This is a genomic window from Streptomyces sp. NPDC058231 (assembly GCF_042882275.1).
GTDB lineage: Bacteria > Actinomycetota > Actinomycetes > Streptomycetales > Streptomycetaceae > Streptomyces.
In genome coordinates this window covers 102,639-126,600 of sequence record NZ_JBHVWN010000004.1, presented here as the reverse complement: position 1 = coordinate 126,600, position 23,962 = coordinate 102,639, and the positions used below count along the sequence as shown (strand labels likewise).

Sequence of the window (23,962 nt, the reverse complement as noted above, 5' to 3'; positions counted from 1 at the left end):
ACGACGCGACCGAGGGTCAGAGGACCGGGGGGTGGCGGGGATGGCGGACGCGGGGGCCGTGGGGCGTGCGGACGAGGCGGGGGAGGACGGCGGGCGGATCGTACCGCTGGACCGGCGGGTGTTGGCCGTCGCCGGGGTGGTGTTCGTCGTGTTGATGGCACTGTCCTCGCGCTACGGCTTCCACCGTGACGAGCTGTACTTCCTCGACTGCGCCCGGCACCTCCAGGCGAGTTATGTGGACCAGCCGGCGCTGGCGCCGCTGCTCGCCCGGGCCTCGCTGTCGCTGTTCGGGGTCTCGGCGACGGGCCTGCGGCTGTGGTCCGCGCTGGCTGCCGCGGGCACGGTGGTTGTGGGCGGTCTGACTGCGCGGGAGTTCGGCGGCGCGCGGCGGGCGCAACTGCTCGCGGCGATCGCGACCGGCACCATGCCCGTGCTGCTGGGCAGCGGGCACGTGGCCAACACGACCCCGTACGAAGTGCTGGCCTGGGCGGCGATCGCGCTCGTGGTCGCGCGGATCGGTCGGACCGGCGACACACGGTGGTGGCTCGCCGCGGGGGCGCTGGTCGGCATCGGCTCGGAATTCAACCACCTCGCGGCGATCTTCGGGACCGTCCTGCTGGCCGCCGTGCTGCTCGGCCCGGCCCGTCGGACCGTGGCCGACCGCAGACTCCTCGCGGGCGCCGCGATCGCCGTTCTGCTCGTGCTGCCGGACCTGTGGTGGCAGGCGCGGCACGGGTGGGCGATGTTCGCGATGACGCGGGCACTGAACGGGGAGCACGGAGGCGCGGGAAACATCCTCACCTGGATCGTGGGCCAGCTCGGCATGTCGTGCCTGGCGATGGCGGTGCTGTGGGTGGTGGGCCTGCGGTTTCTGTGGCGGTCCGGCCGGCCGCTGTGGCGGTGTCTGGTGACTGCGTACGCCGTGCTGTTCGTGCTCTTCGCCGTGACGTCCGGAGCGCAGGTGTACTACCTGGCGGGGCTGTACGTGTGCCTGCTGGCGGCCGGGGCGGTGGGACTCGACGAATGGCTGTATTCCCGCCCGGACCGGCTGCGCAGCCTGATGGTCGGAACCGCGATCTCGGCCGCGCTGTCCGCAGTGATCGTGCTGCCGGTGCTGCCGCCCTCCGACGTGGCCTGGACGTACGACACCAGTGCGATATCGGGGGAGACCCTGGGCTGGCCGCAGCTTGTCGGTACCGTGGGGCGGGTGTGGACAGAGCTGCCGGCCGGGCAGCGCGCGAACGCGACGATCTTCGCAGCGGATTACGCCGAGGCCGGCGCCATCAACGAACTGGGCCGAAACGCCGGGCTGCCCACCGCTGCGGGCGCCCAGAACACCGACTGGTGGTGGGGCCCCGGCAACGCGCACGCCACGACCGTGGTGGCCGTCGCCCCGGGCCCTGATTACGCCCCCGGGTACGCCGCTCACCTGCGCAGGTACTTCCGGCACGTGCGCGTGGCCGCCACCCTTTCCAACCCCGAGGGTGTGCACACCATCGAATGGGGCGGCCACGTCTACGTCTGCACCGGCCCCCGTCGCCCCTGGGGCGCGATCTGGCCCGAGCTGCGCAACTACGCGTGATGCCAACGTCCCACGCTGCCCCGAGTGTTGTTCGGCGCCACATGTCCGCTCGCCATGGCTGACCGGCTACGGACGCCAGTCCTCACGGTAGTCGGGGTGGTCGCCGTGGGTCAGAGCGAGGAGACGGACGGGGCCTTCGAGGACCGATACCTCTTGCTGCGTACGCTCCCACGCGTCGAGGTCCTCCGCTGCCGGAGCGTCTCCTGCGGCCTCGATCCTCGCCACCGCCTCGTCCCGTAGTCGGCACATCGTCGCGTACTCGACCAAGATCACGCGCCTCGCCCCGATTTCCTGCAGGACGCGGGCCGGGTCGTGGCGGGCGATGTGGTGGGCAACGGCGGCATCGTTGGCCACCTGGGCGTCGACGCCAGTGACGGCTTTGTCGTGGCAGTCGATGACGACCCATTGTCCGTCGTGCTGTTCGTGGTGGTGCGCTGTCCACCGGCCGCTGTCGTAGCCGTCCCAACTGGCGTCGAGCGCCGCCTGCTCATCTTCGTCGAGGCGTGCGAGGAGGAAAGTGACCAGGTCGTCCATCGGGTCATTCTCGCGTGGTCAGGGGCTGTGCACGGTGAACGCGCCCCGCCTCGTCGCCGTCGTCACCCTCGTCCGGGCAGGTGCCCGTTTTGAACACGGCCAACTCGTCGAGCGGCCGCGGACGACTCGTCAGTCGGCGTGGAACGGTGCGAACGGCAGTGGAAGGCGCGGGTGGGTGTTCAGGTAGCGGCTGAGTAGTTCTCCGGTCGGTAGGTGCGTCATGCTGGCGGGGTGGACGAGGAGCCGTTTGAGCACTGGGTGAGCAGGCGCGAGCTGGAGCGCCGACGCAAGAAGGGACGGATGCGCTTGAGTGCGCTGAATCCGGGCCCCCGGCGGGGTTCGCACGTCTTCCCGGAAGCGCCGCGTCTGATCTGGCGTTGGGATGGCTATGCCTGGGAGCCGGTGGCTGTGGCGAGCGACTGGGCAGCAGCTGCGGCGGTGCTGTACTCGCAGGACGGTGCGGACGGACCCACCGGGCGTCGGACACCCGGCCGCCTTTCCCGAACGGCGCAGGGAAGGCGACTGCGCGGCGAAGGAATGGCGGAGAGGAAGAAAGCGCGAGTGCGGGAACTGCTCGACGAGGGGGACTACCGCCCATGAGCCCGAGGGATGAACGGGGTGTCGAGGCCACTCCTTGTGCTGGTCGGCTTCGCCGCCGTGGGCGGCCTTCCTTCGGCGCGTATCGCTCTGCCGGCCACCGTGCGCCCGTCTGCCTTGTGGGCGGATCGCTCCGGAGCGCCCTGAGGTCGACAGCCACCGGAGCCGACGCCGCCGCTCCGGCGGGCCTCTCCACACGACCGTGCCGCCGCTTCGCCATGAGGACTCAGCGAAGCAGCGGCACAGAGGGTTGACTCACGGAGCGTCAGTGCAGCGCGACCTCACCCGCGCGGACGGCACGCATGGCGCGCTCGACAGTTTGCCGGTTTTCGCCGACCGGAGCCACGTAATCGATGACGTCGCGCACGGCGTCCTGGCCGAGCATCCGGGTGATCACCCACGCGGCGAGATACTGCGACGCCAGGCAACCACCTGCCGTAGCGATGTTCCCCACGGAGTGGAACGGCGTGTCCAGTACGGTGACGTCGCAGGCTTCGAGATAGGGTCGGCTCTTCATGTCCGTGCAGGCCGGCATGGCGTTCAGCAAGCCCAGCCGGGCGAGCACCAGCGCGCCGGAGCACTGCGAACCGATCAGCTGTCGCGAAGGGTCGAGCGTCAGCCTGGAGATCAGCCGGTCGTCGGCGACCACATCTCGCGCCTTCACACCGCTGCCGATCAGGACGACCTCGGCCTCGGTCACGAACTCCATCGGACGCTGCCCGGTCACTTCGACGCCGTTCATCGACGTGACCACCGGCGTCGGCGTCGTGATGAAGGCTTCCAGGCCGTCCTTGCGGCACCGGTTGATCAGGGAGGAGGCGATGAAGCTGTCGAGCTCGTTGAACCCGTCGAAGGTGACCACGGCTACCTGCATCACAGCTCCTTCAAGTAGGACCGACCGGCAATTGGAGGGCGGCGTCATGGGGTCCGGCACGCACACCTGCGGCGTTGTCGCACCATGGCTCCGCCATGACGCGGTCCTCCGCCTTGCAGCTGCACCGGACCCCGCCCCTTCTCCCACCCTCCCATTGCCGAAAGGTCTGGGGCGTCAGACCTGCAATCTCCCAGGCGCGCCGCTCCGGGGCGAGGGCCAATCAGCCATTGGTGGCATGCCTACCGCGGTCTGCGTCTCGACGAGCCCCGAGAGCGCAGGAGCAGGCAATGGGCGAGATCACCGTCGGCAGGCAGCACCTCGACCGGCGGCCGGCCGGCAGCAGCGACAGCTATGGACAGCCCTACCAGACCGAGAATCGCACCCTTTCCGACAGGTTGGCGGCGGTGCCGCAATGTCACCGCAGCGGGTCGATGAGAACACGGGGGTTGAGGATCCCGGCCGGGTCGAGCACTGCTTTGCCGGCCTGAAGGGCGGAGGCGAAGAGGTCGGGACGCTGTCGGTCGTACCACGGCCGGTGGTCGCGGCCCACCGCGTGATGGTGGGTGATGGTGGCGCCGTTGGCGATCAGCACGTCGGAGACAGCCTGCTTGATCTCGTCCCACTGCTCCACGGTCCTGCCCCACCGGCCCGCCCCGTAGATCCCGAAGTACGGTGCCGGACCGTCCGGGTAGATGTGGGTGAACCGGCAGGTCACGACAGCTTCGACGCCGACCTGGCGCATGGCGTCCCGAGCCGCGTCGTCGACGGCTGCCCGCAGAGCGTCGAACCGGTCCCAGGTGCAGGCTGTCTCGAAGGTCTCCACGATCACGCCCTGAGCGGCAAGGGCGTCCCGCTGGTAGGGCATCCGCACGAAGGAGGAGCGCCAGGTGTCGGCGGCCCCGGTGCGCGCTGTCCGGTCGGCGTCGTCGGTGTAGCGCGGCGGCTCGCCCGGCGTGCCGCCGTGGTCCCGGCACAGCTCCAGCGCCCGTTCCATCCAGGCGTTGACAGGATGGTCGGCGGATTCGAAGCCGAGCACCAGGACAGCGGTCGGGGAACCTGCGTTCAGGAACGCCTCCATGGGGTCCAGGAGCCGGCAGTTGGCCGGGTTCAGCCCGGACTGTGACAGGGCACGCACCGCCTCCACGCCCGCGGCGTGGTGCGCGAAGCCCACCGACGCGCCTGCACGCCACCGCGGCCGGTCCTGGAGTCGGACCCAGGCTTGTGTGATGACGCCGAGGGCCCCTTCCGAACCGAGGAACAACCGGTCGGGGGACGGCCCGGCACCCGACCCCGGGAGTCGACGGGTCGTGACGACGCCGGCTGGGGTGATGACCTGCAGCGACTCGGTGAGGTCGTCGATGTGGGTGAGGTGCGTCGCGAAGTGGCCGCCCGCCCGGGTGGCCAGCCAGCCGCCGAGAGTTGAGAACTCGAAGGACTGGGGGAAGAACCGCAGCGTGTACCCGTGGGGCCTCAGCTGCTGTTCCAGGTGCGGGCCGAAGAGCCCCGCCTGGACGAGCGCGGCCCGGCTGGTCGTGTCGACCTCCAGGACCTGGTTCATCGAAGTGAGGTCCAGGCTGACGACCCCGGCGTACCCGTCGCCCACCTGGGGCTCCACGCCTCCCACCACGGACGAGCCGCCCCCGAACGGCACGACCGCGATGTCGGCGTCGCTGCACCAGTCGAGCACGTGGACGATCTGGTCCTCCGAGGTCGGTCGTACGACGAGGTCGGGTACGTGAGGCAGCTGTCCCAGCAGCGCCCGCACGACATCCCGGAACGCCTGTCCGTGGCTGTGCGCGAGCCGGTCGCGCACGTCCTCGGAGACGATCGGTGCCAGGGACGGCGGTGCCTGAACCCTGCTTGCGCCCACTCCGAACGACTCGACCGGGGGTGCTTCGTGCACAGTCAGGTCGGCTCCCGGCAGCAACTCCGCGGTGCGTCGGCCGAGTTCCTCACGTTCCGGGCCGGTCACCGCGTCTTCGACGTTTCCCCATCCCCACCACGAACGCGTCTTGCCGGTCACGGCCGCACCTCCCTATCTGAATGTCGGGTAAGTTACCTGCCGGTCAGATTGGCATAGGGTGGGGTCATGGGCAAGCAGGAGAAGGTCACGCGAGGGGTGGGCACCAAGGGGATGCCCCGCAAGGAGCGGGAGCGTCTGATCCTGGACGCGGCGGCGGAGGAGTTCGGTAAAAAGGGCTACGCCCGCGGGTCGACCGCGGACGTGGCGGCGCGGGCGGGAATCAGCAAGCCCATGATCTATGAGTACTTCGGGTCCAAGGACGGCCTTTACCTGACCTGCTTGCAGCAGGCCGGTTCCCGCCTCGTGGCAGCTGTCGAATCCGCACAGGAGGGGCCTTCCGACATCACGCGCGCCGCGCGCACCCTGGAGGCCGTCTTCCGGGCGCTCGAGTCACGGCTCCACGACTGGGAACTCGTCTACGACTCGACCCTGCCGGCCGACGGCCCCCTGCATGCGGCAGCCGTTGTCCACCGCCGGGAACTCAACCGCATGGGAGCGGTCGGTGTGGCCGAGTTCCTCGGCTCCGCCCAGGTCGCTGAACCGCTGGACGCCGACCTTGCCACGCACCTCTGGTACGGGGCGGTGAGCGCTGCGGTTGCCTGGTGGAGGCACCACCCCGAGCAGACCGCCGACGAGATGATCTACCGATTCGAACGGATCTCCGCGGTGCTCCATCCGGAGAAGTCGGCGAAGTCGCTCACGCCCTCTTGAGCGTCCTTCATCCGGTCGACATGGCCTTTCGGGCGAGGTCGAGTTCCGGCGTGGTGCGAGCGGTGCCGTAGCGGGCTGGGCACCGGGCATTCCCCCGTGTATTCCCCGTGCATGGGTGCGGTCCGGCCCGCTGTGCGGTCGTGGGTCTGGCGTGGCTCGCGGCGAGGCTGCCCGCCGCAGGGGGAGCGAGGCGTTCTCCCTGCGGCGAACGTGTTCGTTACGATCGGTCCATGACAGCGAGAAAAGAGCCGATCAGCCGCCGGGCGCGTCCGGCGAAGCCCGCCCTTTCCCGGCGATGGATCGTGGACACCGCCGTGCGCATCATGCGCGCCGAGGGGCTGGAAAAGGTCACCATGCGCCGGCTGGCGCAGGAGCTGGACACCGGCCCGGCCTCGCTCTACGTCTATGTGGCCAACACCGCCGAACTGCACGCGGCCGTGCTGGACGCGCTGTTGGGCGAGGTCGACCTGGCCGGCGAGGGCTCCTGGGACGGTTGGCGCGATCAACTCCTGGCCGTGCTGACGTCCTACACCCTCGTGCTGTTCGAGCATCCGCAGCTCGCCCGGTCGGCTCTCGTCGCGCGCCCCAGCGGCGAGAACTACCTGCGGCTGGTGGAGCGCGTTCTCGATCTGCTGTCCCGCAGCAGTGCCTCCCGTGAGCAGGCCGCCTGGGGCGTGGACCAGCTGCTTCAGAACGCCACGGCCACCGCCGCCGAGCAGTCGACGCAGGAGCACGGCGCCACGGGTGAGAAGGATTGGAACGCCCTCACCCGGGCCCTTCACGCCCTGGACGAGGCCACTCATCCGGCCATCAAGGCGCACATGCCCGCTCTGGTCAGCGGCTCCGCCGGGGATCGCATGCGCTGGAGCTTCGACGTTCTCGTCAGCGGTATCACGCACACCCCCGTTCCCGGCGCGGCAGGCTGAGGCACCTCTCGCCTGCGGCCCGGCCCGGCCCGCGCGCTGCCTGGCCGGTCGGGAGCCGGTCGGCACGTCGCGGATCGCGGAACCGTACTTCCTCCTCGGGGTCGGCGCTTCATGGCGAAGAACTTGTTCGTAACGAACACGTTCGCTACGCTGGTCGGCCTCGCGTACCGCACACCCCTGTCGGAGGCCTTCATGAGCACCCACCACCCCATCGCGATCATCGGCGGAGGCCTTGGCGGTCTCACCGCCGCTCGAGTCCTGCACACGGCCGGTATCGAAGCGACCGTGTTCGAGCTGGAACCGTCCGCCCGGGCCCGCACGCAGGGCGGCATGCTCGACATCCACGAGGAGAGCGGGCAGAAGGCTCTGCACGCGGCAGGTCTCTACGACGCCTTCCGCAAGATCATCCATGAGGGGGGCCAGGCCATGCGCCTGGTCGGCCCCGACGGCACCGTCCACATCGCCGAGGAGGACGACGGCGAAGGAGACCGCCCCGAGGTGGACCGCGGCGACCTGCGCGACCTGTTCCTGGACTCCCTGCCCGACGGCACGATCCGCTGGGGCGGCAAGGTGACCGGTGCCCGCGTGCTGGGCGACGGCCGACACGAGGTGTCCTTCGCTGACGGCTCCACCGTCACCACCGACCTTCTGATCGGAGCCGACGGCGCCTGGTCCCGGATCCGGCCGCTGGTCTCGGCCGCCCAGCCCGCCTACACGGGCATCTCCTTCGTGGAAGCCGACCTGCTCGACGCCGATGCCCGCCACCCGCGCAGCGCCGCCGTCATCGGTGGCGGCTTCTTCATCTGCCTCGGCGACGAGCGCGGCTTCCTCGGCCACAAGGAGACCGACGGCAGCCTCCACGTCTACACCGCGCTCAAGGTCGACGAGAGCTGGGTCGACGGAATCGACTTCGACGACACGGCGGCTGCCAAGGCTGCGGTCCTCGCCCACTTCGAAGGCTGGGACGAGGGCCTGCGCGGCCTCGTCGGCGATGCCGACGGAACGCTCACGCCCCGCCGCATCCACGCCCTGCCCGTCGGCCATCGCTGGGAACGGGTCACGGGCGTGACGCTGCTCGGCGACGCCGCCCACCTGATGTCCCCCTTCGCCGGCGAGGGCGCCAACCTCGCCATGCTCGACGGCGCGGAACTCGGCCAGGCCGTCGCGGCCCACCCCCGCGACATCGAGGCCGCCCTGACCGCGTACGAGGCAGCGCTCTTCCCGCGCAGCGAGGCGTCCGCCGCCGAGTCCGCCGGCAGCCTGGACGCCATGTTCGGCGCGGATGGCCTGGAAAAGATGGCCGCGTTCTTCACCACCGGCCCGGCCGGCGCCTGACGGTTCCGACCGTGGACCGGCGCACCCCCTGATCCGGCTGCGAGGCCGGGATCCCACGCCGGCACGGCTCCAGTTGATCCTTCTGCACCAGGCGCCGGCCGACAGCGGCGTAGCACCGCTCATCACGGGCCGGGCGGTCTCTGCGGCCGTCACCCTGGCCGCGGCGGGAGTGATGCACCGCAGGCCGGCTCCGAGCAGCCCGCCTTGCGATCCCGGCCGCCGCAGGTGCGCTGGACTCGGTGGCGAACCTGCTGTTCCTGCAGGCGGCCCGCAGCGGAGACCTCGCTGTGGTCGCCGTGATCACGGGTCCGGCCGGTACGGTTCTCCTCGCCGAAGGATCTGCCGAGGCGGGCTCGTCGGCCTGAGCACCGCCGCCGTCGCCGTCGGCCTCCTCGCCCTCACCCGAGCCTGCGGCTCACCTCGTAAGGAGCACAGCATGTTCATCCAGCCCTGGGACGCGAGCCTGGACGAAACCGAATGGCAGACCTGGATCGCCGACGGCCACGACTTCGGGCAACTCAGTGTCAACGGCCTGCCCGGCCGGCCACCCGCCGTCGTCCCCACGCACTTCACCACCGGCGCCGGTCACCTGCTGATCCACCTCGCCCGACCGAACCCGGTCTGGAAGTCGATCGAGCACGACCCGAACGTCACCTTCACGGTCATCGGCGACTACGCCTTCGTCCCCGGCCCCTGGCGTGCCAAGCCGGACATCCCGTCCACCGACGGCGTGCCCACGAGTTACTACGCCGCGGTCCAGTTCATCTGCCGCGCTCACCTCATCGATGACCCCGAAGGCAAGGCCGAGCTGCTGCGCCGCCAGCTCGCCCATTTCCAGCCCGATGGCGACCACGCCCCTGTCGCTGTCGACCAGCCGCCGTACGGCCGGATGCTGTCCGGCATCCGGGGCCTGCGCCTGGACGTCATCGAAGTGCGGGCGAAGTTCAAGTACGACGACCACAAGCCCGTCGAGCACCGCACCTCCGTCGCCGACCGTCTCACCGAACGCGGCCAAGGACTCGACGTGCCCACCGCGGAGCAGCAGCGTCGCCGTCTGGACCGTATCGGTCCCTGGCAGCCCTGACTGCCGCCCTGCACGCACAAAGGACGGAGCTACGTCCATGACAGCCTTCCGCATCGCACCCGCCGTCGTCGACGCCTTCCCCGGCACCCTCATCGCCGTGGTCACCGCCACCGGCCTCCGCGGCCACGGGTCCTGGTCCGACACCATCAGCGTCCGTCAGAATCTGGAGCAGCAGGTCGCCGACGGCTCCTGGCAGCCCGCCGATTCCCGCACGCCGAACAGACCGCCGCGTACCGTCTCAGCCCCGATCGGCCCGAGGTCACCGTCCGAGGAGTGACACCGGTCCGCCGGGCCCGCTTCGCGCCGGGAAGGCCCTCGTCGAAGCCGAGCCTCCAATCTGTGCGAACCGACCGGTCTGAGCGCCATGGCCGGGGGGGGTCGCACCCCTTGTGTCCGCATCCGCGGTGCGTAGTTCTTCAAGAAACCGCAATGGTCTAGTCCAACGCATTGACGTGTCTGCGTCACCCGTTGATTCTGGCGGCACCTTCTCCCGACAGGAGCCCCCATGAAGCGTCTTCGCGCTCTGCTCTGTGGTGCCGCCACCGCCGCGCTGGCCACCGCTGGTCTCGGTGCCTTCGCCGCGCAGCAGGCTTCGGCGTCCGCCGACGCCACCGCGCTCAGCAACCGGTGGTACGCCGCCGCGCCCTACCTGATGCCGCATGACAACAACCCGCCGGACGCGGGCGCCATCATGGACGCCACCGGCCTCAAGGCATTCCAGCTCGCGTTCGTCCTCGCCCCCAACGGGGGTGGTTGCAGCCCGACTTGGGATGGCACCTCACCGATATCGTCGGACACCGCCGTCGCATCCGTCATCAGCGCGATCCGCGCCAAGGGCGGTGACGTGTCGGTCTCCATCGGCGGATACGGGGGGACCAAGCTGGGCCAGGCCTGCTCCGACGCGGCGTCCACCGCGGCCGCATACCAACAGGTCATCACCAAGTACCAGCTGAAGGCCATCGACTTCGACCTGGAGGAGCCGGAGTACGAGAACACGGCCGCCATCGCACACGAGATCGGCGCAGCCAAGATTCTCCAGCAGAACAACCCGGGCCTCTACGTCTCGGTCACCACCGCTGGAACCGCCGACGGTACCGGCTGGTTCGGCAAGCAGATGCTCAACGAGGCCAAGGCGCAGGGCTTCACACCGAACAACTTCTCCATCATGCCCTTTGACGGCGGGTTCAACGGGGCGGCTGCACAGACCAGCGCCTTGACGAACTTCAACTCCATCCTGCAGTCCACCTTCGGCTGGGACGTGGCGACTGCGTACGCGCACGAAGGCTTCTCCGGCATGAACGGCCGCAGCGACACCGGGGAGTACTTCAGTCAGGCCGACTTCCAGACCGTGCTGGACTACGCAACCAGCCACCACATGGACCGCTTCACCTTCTGGTCCCTCAACCGTGACCGCCAGTGCAGCCCGCCCGACAACAACGGTCAGACCTCCGGCACGTGCAGCAGCGTGGCCCAGTCGGACTGGGACTTCGCGAAGTACCCGGTGAAGTTCGCCGGCGTGACCCCGCCTACGACCACCCCGCCGACCACCCCTCCTCCGGGCGGCAACTGCAGCGCGGCAGCGTGGAGCGGCACCGCTGTCTACACGGCAGGTAACACCGTCTCGTACGACGGCCACACGTGGCAGGCCAAGTGGTGGACGCAGAACGAGAAGCCCGGCACCACAGGTGAATGGGGAGCCTGGCAGGACCTCGGCGCCTGCTGAGCCGACATCCGTCCGGCCCGGGTCGCGCACGCGTGCCGACCCGGGTGCAGGCGTCCGGAGACTGTCCCGTCACCCCTGGCAGCCGACCTGCGCCGGACGTGGGAGAAGCCCGGCCCGCCCGACCGGCTCACCCCTGCCCGGGTCCGCCGCGCTTCCGGGCGCCTCCGCCCGAGAGTCACCTGCAGGTCGTCGGTGCCGGGGCTCAGCCCTCTTCGCCGGCCGGTGGCGCGCCTCGGGAGGGACGCGGTGCGTTCAGTCCAGGGTTGCGCGGATACCGGTGAGGATCAGTTCCAGGCCGTTGTCGAAGGCGCGGTCGCGGCGGTGCCTGGGCCACGTGTGAGACTCCGTCATGCGGGCCTGTTCCTCGATGGTGTGGCCGTTGACATAGGCGAGGACGGTGTCGACGGCCACGACCGCGGTGTCCGGTGCGGTGCCTGCGCTCCGGAGGACGGTGATGAGGTCGTGGAAGTTGGAGGCCGCCTCGGGTCCGGGGGTGTGGAAGGTGGACATGAGGCGGGCGCCGTCGCGGTGTGCCAGCATCACCTCACGCAGGCTGCTCGCGGTGTGCCGCAACTGCTCGTCCCAAGGTGCACCGGCCGGTGCTTGCGCATCGGCGAGGGGCAGGGCCAGATGTGCGACCATCGCGTCGAGCATGGCCTGCTTGCTCGGGTAGTGCCGATAGAGCGCGCTCGCCCTCACCCCGATGCGGGCTGCCAGGAGCCGCATGGTGAGGCCGTCCATGCCAACCTCGTCCAGCAGGTCGATCGCGGCCTGCAGGACCTCGGTGCGCCGCTGCCCCATTCCATCCTCCAGTCGCGCTTGACAACTCCGCCTCGCGCGAGTGAACAATGTACACGTGAACGATGTTCACCTCGATGCGGGGGTGTGAAGGTGCGGCAGGACGCAGGTAGTTCCTGGTGCCCGCAGAGTCTCCTGCCCGGCCTCAGCCGCCTGGGATCCGACAGCAAGGCGCGGGGGTCGAGATGGTGACGCCGAGTCAGGGGACTCGTGTGGACCGCCGGGAGGGCGTTGGGAACGCAAGGGGGAACGAGCCCTCGCTGAGCGTTCCGGATGGCCTGGAACTGTGGTGCGGCGGCGTGGCCGACGGCGCCGAGGGATCGTGCTTCAGCGGCGCGAGTGATCACCGAGCCGACCGGCCGAACGGGACCGAAAGTGCCCATGTCCGAGTCCCGGTAAGCAGTTCGGTGGACAGGGTGCTGGTGGCTGCTCTGCCGAGCCCATGATCACACCCGGAGGGGGAATGCGGTGAGACGTACAGAGCCATACACGAAAGCGAGCGTCGTCTCCAGGGACGGAACGGTGATCGGCTACCGGAAAATGGGTCGTGGTCCGGGTCTTGTCCTGTTGCACGGCGGCATGAAGTCGTCGCAGGATTTCATGAGACTTGGGCGGCTCATGTCGGATGCCTTCACGGTCTATATTCCTGACCGGCGCGGTCGCGGGTTGAGCGGTCCGTTCGGAGATCGGTTCAGCGTGATGCGCGAAGTCGAGGACATGCAGGCGGTCATTTCCGGTACTCGAGCTCGGTACATGTTCGGACTGAGCGCAGGAGCGTTGGTCACGCTGAGGACGGCGCTCGAAGTGCCTGCTATAGAAATGGCAGCCCTCTACGAGGCGCCCTTTTCCATCGATGATTCCGTGCCGACGGAGTGGGTGCCTTCCTACGAGAGGAGGCTTTCGGAGGGGCGCATCGCCGCTGCGGTCATCAGCATCATGAAGGGCCTTGGCACCGAGCCTCTCTTCCAGCGGATGCCACGCCGGCTGCTCGTTCCGACGATGGCGCTCATCATGCGGCTCCAGGGCGACGGAAGCGACAGCGACGTCACAATCCGTGACCTTGCGCCGACGATGCGCTACGACATGAAAATAATCGGCGAGATGAGCGATACGCTTTCCGACTACGCGAACCTCGGCACATCCGTCCTCCTCATGCGCGGGACGAAAGGGCCATCCTATTTCGAGGTCGCAGTCGAAGGTCTCGCCGATGCCTTGCCGCAGCGCCGGGTCACGGTGCTGGCCGGCCTCGGGCACGACGGTCCGGAGAACGACGGCGGGCCCGACCGGGTGGCCAAGGAGTTGCACGATTTCTTTCGCCGCAGCGGCTCCTGATTCTTCTTTGAGCGAGACCTGGACGGTTGCGCACCGGGACTGTCCCTGCCCAGCCGGCCGGGCCCGTGTTGCCGGACGGCACCCGTGGCGCCGAAGACTTCGGCGAGAGGCCTGGTCCGCCACCACGGGAGGATCGCCTGCTTCCCTCCTCGAAGGGAGGAAGTTCCTGGCTCAACTGACCGCCGGAAGGGCGCCCCTGGTTCGGGTGGGGCACCGCTCCGGAGTCAGGAGACGAGCGGGGGCGAGGGACGGTCAGGCCGTCGCGGTCACCGAAAGGCAGTTGTACAGTCCGCCGTTGTCTGTCTGGCATACCTTGAGGGTGATCTTGGCGCCCTCGGGGAACGACAGGTTCACCGACTTGGTGCCGCCCGAACCGCCGGTGGCCCGCACCTCTCCGGACTGTCCGCCGGCGGCCCAGGTCGCCTGGGCGTAGACGCCGAACCCGTCCGCGTGCGAGTCCTTGGCGGTCAACTGCTCACCGTAGGCGGTGAAATACCCGATTCCGGCTTCCTCGAGGTAGCTGTTGTCGGTGTAGAACCGGACGTGACAGTCCACACCGCCCGCGTCGTCCGCCGAACCGTCGCAGAGCGACAGCGGCTGGGTCCAGGCGTACGACACCCCGGACATGGCACCGAACAGTGCTACTGCACTGGCCGTCACAACGCTCAAACGCGCAAGCTGGCGCATGTGACCTCCCCTTGTTCCACTCAAGCAATCCTATGAAACGGAAAGTGAGTTGAGGAGCGCGATGGTTGTCACAAGGGCTGCCTTGATGTCGACGCGGGCCCGTCTCGGGTCGCCCTTGACCTCGAGAGCGCTGCTGAAGAGTATTTCTTCGATGAAACGAGTCCTGGTCGCCGGGAGCACGGGTGCAGGCAAGACCACCCTGGCCCGCGCGATCGCCGAGCGCGTCGCGATCCCCTTTCACGAGATGGACGCGCTGGCCATCGCCGGCCCCCAGTGGGAGGAGAACCCACGCCTGCTCGAGGACGTGTCGCAGATCAGCTCCGGCCCCTCCTGGATCTTCGACTCCTTCGGCTACCCGCAGGTCCGAGACCTGTTGTGGTCCCGAGCCGACACCATCGTCTGGCTTGACTACTCCCGCCCGGTGGTCATGCGTCGCGTATTGCGCCGGTCGGCGGCCCGTACCCTGCTCCGCCGCCGGATCTTCGGCGGGAACGTCGAAACCGCGGGCGACTGGTTCAAGGCCGACCACCCCGCTTGGTGGGCCTGGTCGCAACACGCGAAGCGCAGGGTTGACATCGCCACTCGCTGCGTTGACCCTCGGTTCGCGCCCCTCGATGTCATCCACCTCGCCACCCCGCGGGCAGCGCGGGCGTGGCTCGACGGCACCACGACGACTGGTGACAGGACGATGGATGATTCCGCGACTGTGACTGAGCGGTTGCCACGTCGGTGACAGTCAGAATTCTTCAGGGGAGGTGAACATGTACGCGAACGCGCCGTCGCCCCGGGGCCCACCGCGGCCCAGGCGACTGCGCTGGGTTCGGTCGCCAGGACCGGCAGGCGACTTGCGGTGCGGTCGCGAGGCGCCCGGCCTGGCCGGCGGACTGCCGACGTCTTCACCGTCGATACGAACGCAACGTCGACCACATCTGGCCTTCATCGGCATGGCCGCATCCCTCATCGCTACCGTCGATTGACAGCCCTGAACACGATCAGTGGTGTCCGATGATCAACAACTGAGGATCATGCCTTGGCGAGGAGAGTCGGTAGCTCACGCATGTCGTCAAAGACCACTGTGCCCGGTCCGTGCAGCCACTCTGCGGGCGTGAGCCCGCCGCAGTAGCCGAACGCACGCATGCCGGCGGCACGGGCAGCCTGTACACCGTAGCGGCTGTCCTCGACCACGGCGCAGACCTCAGGGGTGAAACCCATTTGCCGTGCAGCGTGGAGGAAGAGGTCCGGTGCAGGCTTGCCGTTGACCACTTCCGACGCGCTGTAGATGCGTCCTTCGAAACGCGAGTACAGCCCGGTCAGACCCAGGGTGTGGCGAAGGCCGTTGTGGCCGCTGCTGGAGGCTACACAGGCCGGCAGCTGGATCTGGTCGAGGGCCTCCACCACGCCGTCGACGGCGCTGAGTTCGGCCTCCATGGCCTTGTGGTACAGCTGGTGCTGCTCCGCCTCCCACCCGTCCGGAAGCCTGTGGCCGAGATGCTTCTCGACGTCGGTGATCATGTCGGCGTGCGAACGACCTACAAAGCGTTCGACGATTTCGGCCTCGCTGAGTGGCCAGCCGAGCGATGCCAGACTCATCGCATCCACGCGTACCGCGATCCGCTCGCTGTCCACCAGAACGCCGTCACAGTCGAATATCACGAGTTCAATGGGCTTGATCACACCTGCATGCTACGGGAATCGACGAGTTGGTTCGTGACTGCGGGTGAAGTCGTGGTGGCTTGCTCGGGGCCTGCGGTCGAAGAACCATCAGGGTGTCCCGGTGCCGGGTGGCGGCTGTGAGCGGACCGGTGGCAGGGGAAGGGCGCGTCAGCCCGTCGTCCAGTGACGGAGTTTCTCAGGGTTGCGCACTACCCAGATGCGCTTGATCCGGTCGCCCGCGATGTCGAACGCGAACACCGTGACGGTGAGGCCGTCCTGCTGAGCCGTCAGGCCGGGATGACCGTTGACCGTACGCTCCAGGAACGTCATGTTGCCGGGCCTCCGGCGGGCGATTTCGATCCAGGCGTGCGCGATCTGCTCGCCGCCTTCGATGGGGTGCAGGAAGGTCGTTGCGAGGCCGCCGCCGTCGGCGATCGCCGTGGCGTCGGGATCGAGCAGGCCGATGAGGGCGTCGATGTCCTTGGCTTCCCATGCCAGCTTGAAGTCCCTGACGATGTCGGCGCGCTGGGCTGCCGGAGTCGCGGAAGGCTGCGAGGCCCGGATGCGGCGGCGGGCCGAGGCGGCCAACTGGCGGCATGCCGCCGGGGTACGGCCGACGATCCCGGCCACTTCGGCGAAGGAGTGGCAGAAGACATCGTGGAGGATGAACGCGACGCGTTCGGCCGGGGTCATCGATTCGAGGACGACCAGGAAGGCCAGGTTGACCGACTCATCCAGGGTGACCCGGTCGGCCGGGTCGACGGTGGTGCCGCCGAGCCGCCCGGTGCTCCACTCCGTACGTTCGGGTAGCGGCTCGGGGATCCATTCGCCCACGTAAGTCTCCCGCCGGGCCCGGGCGGAGCCGAGCACGTTGAGGCAGATGCGGCTGGTGACCGTCGTCAGCCAGGCGCCGGGGAGTTCGATGGCGTCCTGCTCCTGCGGGGACATGGCGTACCAGCGGGCGTAGGTCTCCTGGACGGCATCTTCGGCCTCGGCCAGTGAGCCCAGGAGGCGGTAGGCGATATTGATCAGCTGACGCCGCTCGCTCATGATCGCGTCCTGGCCTGGATCGGGCCGGTCGTGTCCCGGCATGGATCGGGTGGTCATGGTTCCAACGGCTCCCTTGGTCGCTAGCCCTCACCAGTTCGACAAGACAGCGCACCGGAATGTGAGGCTGCGCACCGGCCTCACATTCCGGAGGGCTGTCTTGTCGAACTGCTGAGACGAACACATCATCCGGCGAACAGGAAGCTCAGGGACATCATGACCACCCCGATACCGGCAACACCCTTCGCCGACCCGGCGCCCGCACAGCGCCTGGAGCGGGCGGCCACTGCACTGACCGCACACGGTTTCACCGTGGAGATCCTCGACGACGCCGCCGCCGCGCGTGCCCGGATCGAAGATCTGATACCGGAGGGCGCCAGCGTGTTCACCGGGGCCAGCGAGACCCTCCGCCTGTCCGGGATCGATGAGGACATCAACGCCGGTGGACGGTACCAGGCCATCAAGCCACTCGTCCTGGCCATGGACCGAGTCACCGGCGCCGACGACATCCGGCGGCTGCTCGCCAGCCCCGACGTCATCGTGGGCAGCGTCGCCGCGCTCACCGAAACCGGCTCCCTCGTGCTCGCCTCGGGCAGCGGAAGCCAGTTGCCCGGCTACGCCGGTGGCGCCGCCCGCGCGATCTGGATCGTCGGGGCGCAGAAGGTGGTACCCGACCTCGACACCGCGCTGCGGCGCGTCGAAGACCACTGCCTCCCGCTGGAAAGCGCCCGCACCCAGGAAGCCTACGGGTGGCCCAGCGCCATCAACCGCCTTCTCGTCCTCAACGCAGAACACCACCCTGGACGCGGCACCGTCCTGCTGCTCCGTGAAGCCATCGGATTCTGAACCATCAGGAGTCATCTGGCCTAGGCTGATCCAGAACGGCAGCAGGATGAACCACCATGGCCACTCATCGGACCTCGGTCGGTCGCAGTGCCTTGACGACTGACGGTCCGTCCCGCTGGACCTTGATCGAGCCCGAGCGGGAGGGTGACATGACCGCAGACCCTCAGGAGGGATCGACGTCGATGTCGGAGCGTTTACAGCAGAACCAATTGGTGATCAACGAGTTCCGGTACGCCGACGGAATCGTCGGCGGTGACTTCGAGGGGGTGCCCCTCCTCCTGCTCACCACCATCGGTGCCCGCAGCGGGCAACCACGCACGATGCCCGTGACCTATCTACGGGACGGAGCCCGACTCGTGGTCTTCGCCGCCAACGGCGGCAGAGAGAATCACCCCGGCTGGTATCACAATCTGTTGGCCGAACCGACTGCCAGCATCGAGGTAGGCAGCGAGACGTACGGTGTGACGGCGACCGAGATCGAAGGCGTGGAGCGTGAGCGGCTCTGGGCCCAGCAACTGGAGCACACGCCCTACTTCGCCGGTTTTCAGGAGCGGTCCGGACGTCGCGTACCCGTTGTCGCTTTGGCGCGTACGGCCGACTGATCCGCCCCGTGTCAGGAGCCCCCGCCAAGCGGGGGGTGTCCGGACTCACCCAACCTGTGCTGCTGCGACCGCGTTCTTCCAAGGACAGACAGGGCGTTCCCCCGGGGAACGCCCCGTCGCGCCGAATCGAGTTGACGCAGACGGGCGGCCGGGAGCCGATGGGCCACGTGGTGCGACTTGACGAACTTTGCCCTTGCCGGTCAGCGCCTCGCGGTCGACCTGCTTCGTCGCGGACAGACAAGTTCGCCACGTTCTGGGCTGCTGTTCACCGCCAGGGGTGATTTACCTGTCCACGTGGGGCGCGGAATCCCGAACGCCGGCGTGGGTTGCTTCGGGGCAGCAGACTGGCACTGCATCTGCACGTTGCGTCGAAGGAGATGTCGCAGTGACCGAATCGACCACAGCTCCCTGCCTGCGCACAGGCCGCTGCCAGTGCGCTCACATCGCGTACGAGGTGACAGGCGTTCCGGACGATCCGCACCTGTGTTCCTGTGACCACTGCACTCTGCTGTCCGGCTCACCGGCGATGTCGTGGGCCGGGTTCCGCCGGGAGACGCTGATCTGGACCGGCCCCGGCGGGGAGCCGACGTGGTACTCGACCTGGCCGACCCTGCACCGAGGATTCTGCCCGCGCTGCGGCACCCACCTCGTCTCCGTGGCGGACGACTCGGACATGGTCATGGTGACGACGTTCAGCCTCGCCGAGCAGGGCAGCGGCTTGGCGCCCGTGGGGCACAGCTTCCGTCAGCGTGCCGTCCCGTGGATGACCATCGCCCTTGCTCCCGACCCGCTCCACCTGTAGCAACAACCGGAGTGGGCGCCGTGGAGCATCGCAGGGACCACATGCGTCGACGCCCTCGACCGCGACGGTGGGATCGCCGGTGTTCCATGTGGCTGGATGCCGGCGGCCTGCTGTGGCCTGGGTTCGGGGTCAGCGTTCGAAGACACCGGTCAGCCGGCCGCGGTCGAGGACAGGCCCGGTGATGGTGGGCAGGAGGGTGCGGGGTCGTGCCCGGTCCACGGGCGTTGTGCCGGGTGTGCCGGGGGTGCTGTCCACGGGGGTTGAGAGAGCGAACAACTGGAAGACGTAGCGGTGTGGTCCGTGGCCTCTGACGGGTGCGGGACCGTGGTAGCCGCGTCCGATGGTGGACCGCAGCACCTGCACCCCGGGGCCGGGCCGTTTCGCGGCCAGGGCGCCGGGCTCCAGGTGTCCGGCTGCCGGGTCGATCAGGGCGAGGCAGTGCACGGCGGGCTTGGCCATGGGGACGTCGATGTCCTCCACGACCAGGAGGAGCTGTGCGGTGTCGGGTGGGAGCGGGGTCCAGGCCAGGTGGGGAGACAGGTCGTCGCCGCCGATGGTCTTCGCGCAGTGCTCCCTCGGCATGGAGCCGCCGTTGCCGAAGTTTCGACTGGTGAGGGTCAGCAGCTCGGGGCCATGCAGATTGGGCAGGTTCCAGGCCGTGTGGGTATCGCCTGCCCTGCGGTTGTTCAGGAGTCGGCCGAGCAGAGTCATCGTGTGACCTCGATCCTGCCGAGGATCTCGTCGGTGGCGGCGGTCTCGCCGAGGCGCGGGAAGATCCGTGTGAGGCTGTTGTTGTGGGACTCTGCGTTGGAGTCGGTCATGGCGTCTGTCGCGAGCACCACGTGCAGCCCGTGCTCATGGGCGGAGCGGGCCGTGGATTCGACGCCGATGCTGGTGGCGATCCCGGTGATGACCACCTGGGTGACGCCGCGCCCGGCGAGCTCCTCCGCCAGGCCGGTGCCGTGGAAGGCGCCCCAGGTGCGCTTGGTGATGCGGATGTCGCTGTCCTGCGGGTCGAGCTCGTCGAGCAGTTCGGTCCAGCCGTCCGGCCGGGCGGTTCGCGCCCGGTTTCGGCAGGTGTCGGTGCGGCCGGGCGCACCGCCGGCGACGTTGACGAGGACGACCGGGAAGCCATGGGCGCGGAACCCGTCTGCCAGGCGTCGGGAGTTGTCCACGACCGTGCCGAAGGAGGGGACATGCGGGCCGCCGATTCCCTTCTGCAGGTCGACGACGATCAGCGCGGGTGTCCGGTCGAGAGTGGTCAGTGGCATGTCGCGGCCTTCGTGTTTCGGGGGGTCGAGTCCGTCGGTGGATGCGTCGGGCCGGTGGCCCCGCTGTGGTGAGGTCGAGTCACTGCTTGCCCTCGGCCGCCGTGCGCGAGTCGTCGACCGGTGCGATGCGGGCCGGTGTGACGTCGGGTGGTCCCTCGGGGGCGAAGTGGGACAGCCGCTCCATCAGGTCCCCTGCGCGCGCGAGGCAGGCGGACTCCTCGGCAGTCAGCTGCGTGGTGATCGCCCGCCCGAGCCAGGTGTCGCGTTCGCTGCGGAAGGCGGCGACAAGCCCGGCGCCCCGCTGGGTCAGCGAGAGCTTCACTCGACGACCGTCCTGGGGATCGCGCTCCCGCGTCACCAGCCCATCGGCCTCCAGCTCCCGCAACGCGGCGGCTACGTTCGAGCTGGTCATCCGCAGTTCGTCGGCCACACTGCGCGGCGTGACGGCATCGGTACGGACGATCACAGCCAGCACCTGCACCTCGCTGTGCGAGAGGCCGCCCACCGGCAGCACTTCTCGGCGCAGACGCCGCTGCAGCAGCTTCATCTGGCGGCGAAATCGCCGTACGTCCTCGTCCTCCATGATTTCCTATGCTAGATAGCTATGTGAAATAGGGCAAGCGGGTGTCGGGCCCTCACGGGGCTGCGCCAGGGTGTGCGATCCGGTGCTCTGTCCGGGCATCGCCTGCGGGCACGGCTTCGGGCTGCAAAGCGGGGAGACGCTCGCACCATCGATGGCTGCGTGTGCGTGGCCGCGTGGCTCCGGTCGACGCCGAGCGGGGTGGGTAAGGGTTGGTTCCGCCTTACGCGGCAGGACGTCGCCCACCACGGTGGGCGAGTAACCGTCTCCGACGGTGAGGCCGGGCGTCCCAGCCATGACGCCACGACCGCCGATGACACCGCCAAGGTAGGCGTGGCAGTCTGGCCGGGCCCCTCCTGGGCCCCTCCTGGGTCCCTCCTGGGCCACTCCCGGCCACTACGTGGCGGCGGCGATCGTCCTCGCGATACTCGTCCTCGCCGCGGCCCTGGGCGCGTGGCGCTGGAAGCGCTCGCGCTGAGACGGCAGCTGCACTTCGTGATCCGTGGCGCGTCGTTGCCGGTCAGCGGGGGAGGGGGTGCGGATTCGAACCGAGCGCCGCCGGGAGGTCCTGCTGAGAATCACTGTGCCGACCACGCCGTGGGACAGCAGCTTGTTGTGTTGTGTGTGTTTTGGACGACTCCTCGACGTGATGCCAGAGCAGGAAACCCTGGTGGGTCTGTGTATCGATCGGATCATGACCGAATTCGCGCAAGCCCGTGCAACATATTGACATGTCCAGGACTGGTCAGGATGCTGTGAGAGCGCGCTTCCATCGATGTAAATCCCCCCGCCGGCTCGGCGTCGCAGCGGAGGCCAACCTTGGAGCGGGACCATGAAGCTCTCTCGCCTTCTTTCCGGCGCCGCCGTTGCGTTGTCCGGTGTCCTCGTTGCCGTCATGTCCCTGTCGTCCGCCGAGCCCGCTCAGGCGGAACAGACCATCAGGGCCGCGGACCCGAGCGTGATCCGGGTCGGCGGCACCTACATATCTGTTCAGTCGACCGGTGGGGGCATCGCCGTGCGGCAGGCGTCGTCGCCCGCCGCACTGGCGTCGTCGCCCGCCCGGCAGGTGTGGTCGGACACCGCCGGCCGCGGTGAGGTCTGGGCTCCGGAGATCGTGACGGACGGCGGTCGTTACTACATCTACTTCTCGGCCGGCCGTGGGTCGGCCCACCGGATGTACGTCATCAGCTCGGCCGGCCCGGACAGCGGATACACCGGCGAGACCCAGTTGGCTCTGCCGGACGACAAGTGGGCCATCGACGGGACCCTGTTCACCTTCAACGGGCAGCGCTGGTTCGTCTGGTCCGGCTGGGCCGGCGACACCAACGTCGAGCAGAACCTCTACATCGTGCGAATGAGCAGTCCCACCACGCCGACCGGCGCGCGGTACGTCATCTCGCAGCCGCGGGAGAGTTGGGAACGGGTGGTCGGCGACCCGTTCATCAACGAGGGTCCCGAAGCCATCAAGGACCCGAACGGGCAGTTGCACGTCGTGTACTCCGCCAACGGCAGCTGGAGCGACCAGTACTGCCTGGCAGACCTGCGGCTGCGGGCCGGCGGCGACCCGACGTACGTCTGGGACTGGTACAAGTCGAACGGCTGCCTGTTCGGCTCCAACCGCGCGACGATGATGTCCGGCTGGGACCCGACGCTCTACGTCAACGGTCCAGGCCACCACAGCTTCGTCCTGCTCAACGGCGACATCGGCACCAGCCCGCCCGCCGGCTCGAATTTTCCCCTGATGTTCCACGCGGTTCCGAAGGGAACGCCGTACGCGTGGGAGAACCGGTACTGGTACACCGGCACGTTCACCTGGTGGGGTAACACCACCTACAGCCGTGCCAACGTCCCCGGCCCGACCGCCGACACCGGGTGGAGCCTCAAGTTCTTCGAGTAGGGCGGCAGGCGCGGCGGAGGCCCTTTGGGATCGGGGCAGGTCGGAGGAGGTGTGGGGATCCCATCCCGTCTCCGGTCCTCGAACAGGGGGCCGTTGACATGTCTTGCTGAGCAGACAGAGCACGGCGGCCTCCCGGACGGCACGTCGCGCCGAAGCTCGTCGACTGCTACTGCGACGAGCAGTCCGAGTCCGTGCACCGGCTGGCCCGCCTCGCGAACGCGGGGCACCTGCGGGTCGAGGATCCGGTCCGGGCGGCCGACCAGTTCATCGTGCTGGTCCACGAAGAGTCTGCCCGGGATGAGCACGCTGGGTACGCGGGACCTCGACCCGACGGACGTGGCGAAGGTCGTCACCGACGGCGTCGGCCCGGACCCCGTACCGGCCATGCGGCGATTTCGCCTCCACGGCATCGACACGCAACCGGCTTCGGCAACGCCTATGGGGCCGGTCGGTACGTCAGGCCCCTGCCGGTGGCAGCGCGTACAGCTCGGCGAGGTTCACCACGATCGCCTCCTGCGTGCTACGGGCGATGACGACCACCGCTTCGTCGGTGGGGTCGGGGTTCTCCTCCCGGTGCGGTACGAACGGCGGGACGAAGACGTAGTCACCGGGTCCGGTACGCAGCCGTACCTCCTCCGGCTCCTGGCCCGAATCGTCGAGGAAGACGAACTCGGGGTGTCCGCTCACCACGTAGATGGCGGTCTCGGACTCGCCGTGATGATGGTCGGAGGAGGAGGTCGCGGGGGCGACGTGGGTCTGGCCCATCCAGAGCTTCTCGGAACCGACTGTCGTCCCGCTGATGGCAGCGAATCGGCGCATGCCGTCGGTCTGCGCCGTGCCACAGTCCAGGGAGTTCGCACGGATGTGGTGCAACCGGGTGCGCAGCGGTGCCGCCGCGTTGTCCGATGCATCGTGGAGGTGTGGGTGGAAACCCTCGCCGGGGGTCGTCAACGGCTTGCTCATGGCGGGCACGCTAGGGCCTGCCCAAAAAGACGTCAAGTGGTGTCCTTTGTTCTTCACCTGCGGCAATGCTCCTGCAATGAAAGAAGCGGACTTGA

27 protein-coding genes are annotated in these 23,962 nt (G+C 68.6%); 16 read left to right on the top strand and 11 right to left on the bottom strand.

All coding sequences use genetic code 11. From position 1 onward, the window contains the following. Positions 1–40 precede the first annotated feature (40 nt). Positions 41–1,582, top strand: a complete 1,542-nt coding sequence (locus ACFVXE_RS04445) for an ArnT family glycosyltransferase (RefSeq protein WP_389669086.1) — start codon at positions 41–43, stop codon at positions 1,580–1,582. Positions 1,583–1,648: 66 nt separating this feature from the next. Here ACFVXE_RS04445 and ACFVXE_RS04440 read toward each other — a convergent pair whose 3' ends face one another. Then, complete coding sequence (locus tag ACFVXE_RS04440) at positions 1,649–2,116, bottom strand: DUF6221 family protein (protein WP_389669084.1); 468 nt, start codon at positions 2,114–2,116, stop codon at positions 1,649–1,651. Between the two features lie 231 nt (positions 2,117–2,347). Here ACFVXE_RS04440 and ACFVXE_RS04435 point away from each other — a divergent pair, with 231 nt between their 5' ends. Continuing rightward, entirely contained in the window at positions 2,348–2,716 is a 369-nt protein-coding gene (locus ACFVXE_RS04435; RefSeq protein ID WP_389669082.1) for a DUF6087 family protein, read from the top strand. Between the two features lie 262 nt (positions 2,717–2,978). Here ACFVXE_RS04435 and ACFVXE_RS04430 read toward each other — a convergent pair whose 3' ends face one another. Together ACFVXE_RS04430 and ACFVXE_RS04425 are read right to left on the bottom strand one after the other, a co-directional pair. Then, positions 2,979–3,587 carry a DJ-1/PfpI family protein gene (locus tag ACFVXE_RS04430; RefSeq protein WP_389669239.1) on the bottom strand — a complete coding sequence of 203 codons (609 nt, stop codon included), beginning with the start codon at positions 3,585–3,587 and terminating at the stop codon, positions 2,979–2,981. Positions 3,588–4,002: 415 nt separating this feature from the next. Further along, positions 4,003–5,610: an FAD-binding oxidoreductase gene (locus ACFVXE_RS04425; RefSeq protein WP_389669080.1), complete on the bottom strand. Its 1,608-nt coding sequence runs from the start codon at positions 5,608–5,610 to the stop codon at positions 4,003–4,005. A gap of 66 nt (positions 5,611–5,676) precedes the next feature. Here ACFVXE_RS04425 and ACFVXE_RS04420 point away from each other — a divergent pair, with 66 nt between their 5' ends. The 7 genes from ACFVXE_RS04420 to ACFVXE_RS04390 all read left to right on the top strand — a co-directional run bounded on the left by ACFVXE_RS04420 (position 5,677) and on the right by ACFVXE_RS04390 (position 11,389). Next, the gene (locus ACFVXE_RS04420) at positions 5,677–6,321 is read left to right on the top strand and encodes a TetR/AcrR family transcriptional regulator (protein WP_389669079.1); all 645 of its coding nucleotides are present in this window, start codon (positions 5,677–5,679) and stop codon (positions 6,319–6,321) included. Between the two features lie 230 nt (positions 6,322–6,551). Further along, positions 6,552–7,247, top strand: coding sequence for a TetR/AcrR family transcriptional regulator (locus ACFVXE_RS04415; RefSeq protein ID WP_389669077.1), 696 nt, complete (start codon positions 6,552–6,554; stop codon positions 7,245–7,247). A gap of 192 nt (positions 7,248–7,439) precedes the next feature. Beyond that, a complete protein-coding gene (locus ACFVXE_RS04410; RefSeq protein WP_389669237.1) occupies positions 7,440–8,582 on the top strand; it encodes an FAD-dependent oxidoreductase in 1,143 nt (380 codons plus the stop codon). A gap of 239 nt (positions 8,583–8,821) precedes the next feature. Beyond that, positions 8,822–8,947 carry a hypothetical protein gene (locus ACFVXE_RS04405; RefSeq protein ID WP_389669075.1) on the top strand — a complete coding sequence of 42 codons (126 nt, stop codon included), beginning with the start codon at positions 8,822–8,824 and terminating at the stop codon, positions 8,945–8,947. 71 nt (positions 8,948–9,018) lie between these two features. Then, positions 9,019–9,666 carry an FMN-binding negative transcriptional regulator gene (locus ACFVXE_RS04400; RefSeq protein ID WP_389669074.1) on the top strand — a complete coding sequence of 216 codons (648 nt, stop codon included), beginning with the start codon at positions 9,019–9,021 and terminating at the stop codon, positions 9,664–9,666. Between the two features lie 37 nt (positions 9,667–9,703). Then, entirely contained in the window at positions 9,704–9,943 is a 240-nt protein-coding gene (locus ACFVXE_RS04395) for a hypothetical protein (protein WP_389669072.1), read from the top strand. 228 nt (positions 9,944–10,171) lie between these two features. Continuing rightward, positions 10,172–11,389 carry a chitinase gene (locus ACFVXE_RS04390; RefSeq protein ID WP_389669071.1) on the top strand — a complete coding sequence of 406 codons (1,218 nt, stop codon included), beginning with the start codon at positions 10,172–10,174 and terminating at the stop codon, positions 11,387–11,389. 252 nt (positions 11,390–11,641) lie between these two features. On the opposite strand, the gene ACFVXE_RS04385 is transcribed toward ACFVXE_RS04390, so the two are convergent. After that, positions 11,642–12,190 (bottom strand): TetR/AcrR family transcriptional regulator C-terminal domain-containing protein, encoded by a 549-nt coding sequence (locus ACFVXE_RS04385; protein ID WP_389669070.1) that lies wholly within the window; start codon positions 12,188–12,190, stop codon positions 11,642–11,644. 519 nt (positions 12,191–12,709) lie between these two features. Here ACFVXE_RS04385 and ACFVXE_RS04380 point away from each other — a divergent pair. Then, positions 12,710–13,519 (top strand): alpha/beta fold hydrolase, encoded by an 810-nt coding sequence (locus ACFVXE_RS04380; RefSeq protein ID WP_389669068.1) that lies wholly within the window; start codon positions 12,710–12,712, stop codon positions 13,517–13,519. Between the two features lie 252 nt (positions 13,520–13,771). Here ACFVXE_RS04380 and ACFVXE_RS04375 read toward each other — a convergent pair whose 3' ends face one another. Further along, entirely contained in the window at positions 13,772–14,188 is a 417-nt protein-coding gene (locus tag ACFVXE_RS04375) for a hypothetical protein (RefSeq protein WP_389669067.1), read from the bottom strand. Between the two features lie 169 nt (positions 14,189–14,357). Here ACFVXE_RS04375 and ACFVXE_RS04370 point away from each other — a divergent pair, with 169 nt between their 5' ends. Further along, a complete protein-coding gene (locus ACFVXE_RS04370) occupies positions 14,358–14,939 on the top strand; it encodes an AAA family ATPase (protein WP_389669066.1) in 582 nt (193 codons plus the stop codon). A gap of 290 nt (positions 14,940–15,229) precedes the next feature. On the opposite strand, the gene ACFVXE_RS04365 is transcribed toward ACFVXE_RS04370, so the two are convergent. Together ACFVXE_RS04365 and sigJ are read right to left on the bottom strand one after the other, a co-directional pair. Then, complete coding sequence (locus ACFVXE_RS04365; protein WP_389669065.1) at positions 15,230–15,880, bottom strand: HAD family hydrolase; 651 nt, start codon at positions 15,878–15,880, stop codon at positions 15,230–15,232. Between the two features lie 147 nt (positions 15,881–16,027). Next, on the bottom strand, positions 16,028–16,966 hold the full coding sequence (sigJ, locus tag ACFVXE_RS04360; protein ID WP_389669064.1) for an RNA polymerase sigma factor SigJ: 939 nt from the start codon (positions 16,964–16,966) through the stop codon (positions 16,028–16,030). A gap of 156 nt (positions 16,967–17,122) precedes the next feature. Here sigJ and ACFVXE_RS04355 point away from each other — a divergent pair, with 156 nt between their 5' ends. The 3 genes from ACFVXE_RS04355 (at position 17,123) to ACFVXE_RS04345 (ending at position 19,156) form a co-directional block, all read left to right on the top strand. Then, positions 17,123–17,752 carry an LUD domain-containing protein gene (locus tag ACFVXE_RS04355; protein ID WP_389669063.1) on the top strand — a complete coding sequence of 210 codons (630 nt, stop codon included), beginning with the start codon at positions 17,123–17,125 and terminating at the stop codon, positions 17,750–17,752. Between the two features lie 149 nt (positions 17,753–17,901). Next, positions 17,902–18,354 (top strand): nitroreductase family deazaflavin-dependent oxidoreductase, encoded by a 453-nt coding sequence (locus ACFVXE_RS04350; protein WP_389669061.1) that lies wholly within the window; start codon positions 17,902–17,904, stop codon positions 18,352–18,354. A 385-nt stretch (positions 18,355–18,739) separates the two neighbouring features. Then, on the top strand, positions 18,740–19,156 hold the full coding sequence (locus ACFVXE_RS04345) for a GFA family protein (RefSeq protein ID WP_389669059.1): 417 nt from the start codon (positions 18,740–18,742) through the stop codon (positions 19,154–19,156). A 129-nt stretch (positions 19,157–19,285) separates the two neighbouring features. Here the strand turns inward: ACFVXE_RS04345 and ACFVXE_RS04340 are convergent, their stop codons facing one another. From ACFVXE_RS04340 to ACFVXE_RS04330, 3 genes are all read right to left on the bottom strand, one after another. Continuing rightward, on the bottom strand, positions 19,286–19,867 hold the full coding sequence (locus ACFVXE_RS04340; protein ID WP_389669058.1) for a YbhB/YbcL family Raf kinase inhibitor-like protein: 582 nt from the start codon (positions 19,865–19,867) through the stop codon (positions 19,286–19,288). Beyond that, complete coding sequence (locus ACFVXE_RS04335) at positions 19,864–20,427, bottom strand: isochorismatase family protein (RefSeq protein ID WP_389669056.1); 564 nt, start codon at positions 20,425–20,427, stop codon at positions 19,864–19,866. Before ACFVXE_RS04335 ends, ACFVXE_RS04340 begins: the two co-directional genes overlap by 4 nt. Before the next feature lie 79 nt (positions 20,428–20,506). After that, entirely contained in the window at positions 20,507–21,010 is a 504-nt protein-coding gene (locus ACFVXE_RS04330; RefSeq protein WP_389669054.1) for a MarR family winged helix-turn-helix transcriptional regulator, read from the bottom strand. Between the two features lie 829 nt (positions 21,011–21,839). Between ACFVXE_RS04330 and ACFVXE_RS04325 the strand changes: the two genes are divergently transcribed. Further along, positions 21,840–22,904 carry a glycoside hydrolase family 43 protein gene (locus tag ACFVXE_RS04325; RefSeq protein ID WP_389669052.1) on the top strand — a complete coding sequence of 355 codons (1,065 nt, stop codon included), beginning with the start codon at positions 21,840–21,842 and terminating at the stop codon, positions 22,902–22,904. Positions 22,905–23,095: 191 nt separating this feature from the next. Continuing rightward, positions 23,096–23,437, top strand: coding sequence for a TetR/AcrR family transcriptional regulator C-terminal domain-containing protein (locus ACFVXE_RS04320; protein WP_389669050.1), 342 nt, complete (start codon positions 23,096–23,098; stop codon positions 23,435–23,437). Here the strand turns inward: ACFVXE_RS04320 and ACFVXE_RS04315 are convergent. Next, entirely contained in the window at positions 23,361–23,867 is a 507-nt protein-coding gene (locus ACFVXE_RS04315; RefSeq protein ID WP_389669048.1) for a cupin domain-containing protein, read from the bottom strand. The two genes, ACFVXE_RS04320 and ACFVXE_RS04315, sit on opposite strands and share 77 nt — an antisense overlap. Positions 23,868–23,962 lie beyond the last annotated feature (95 nt).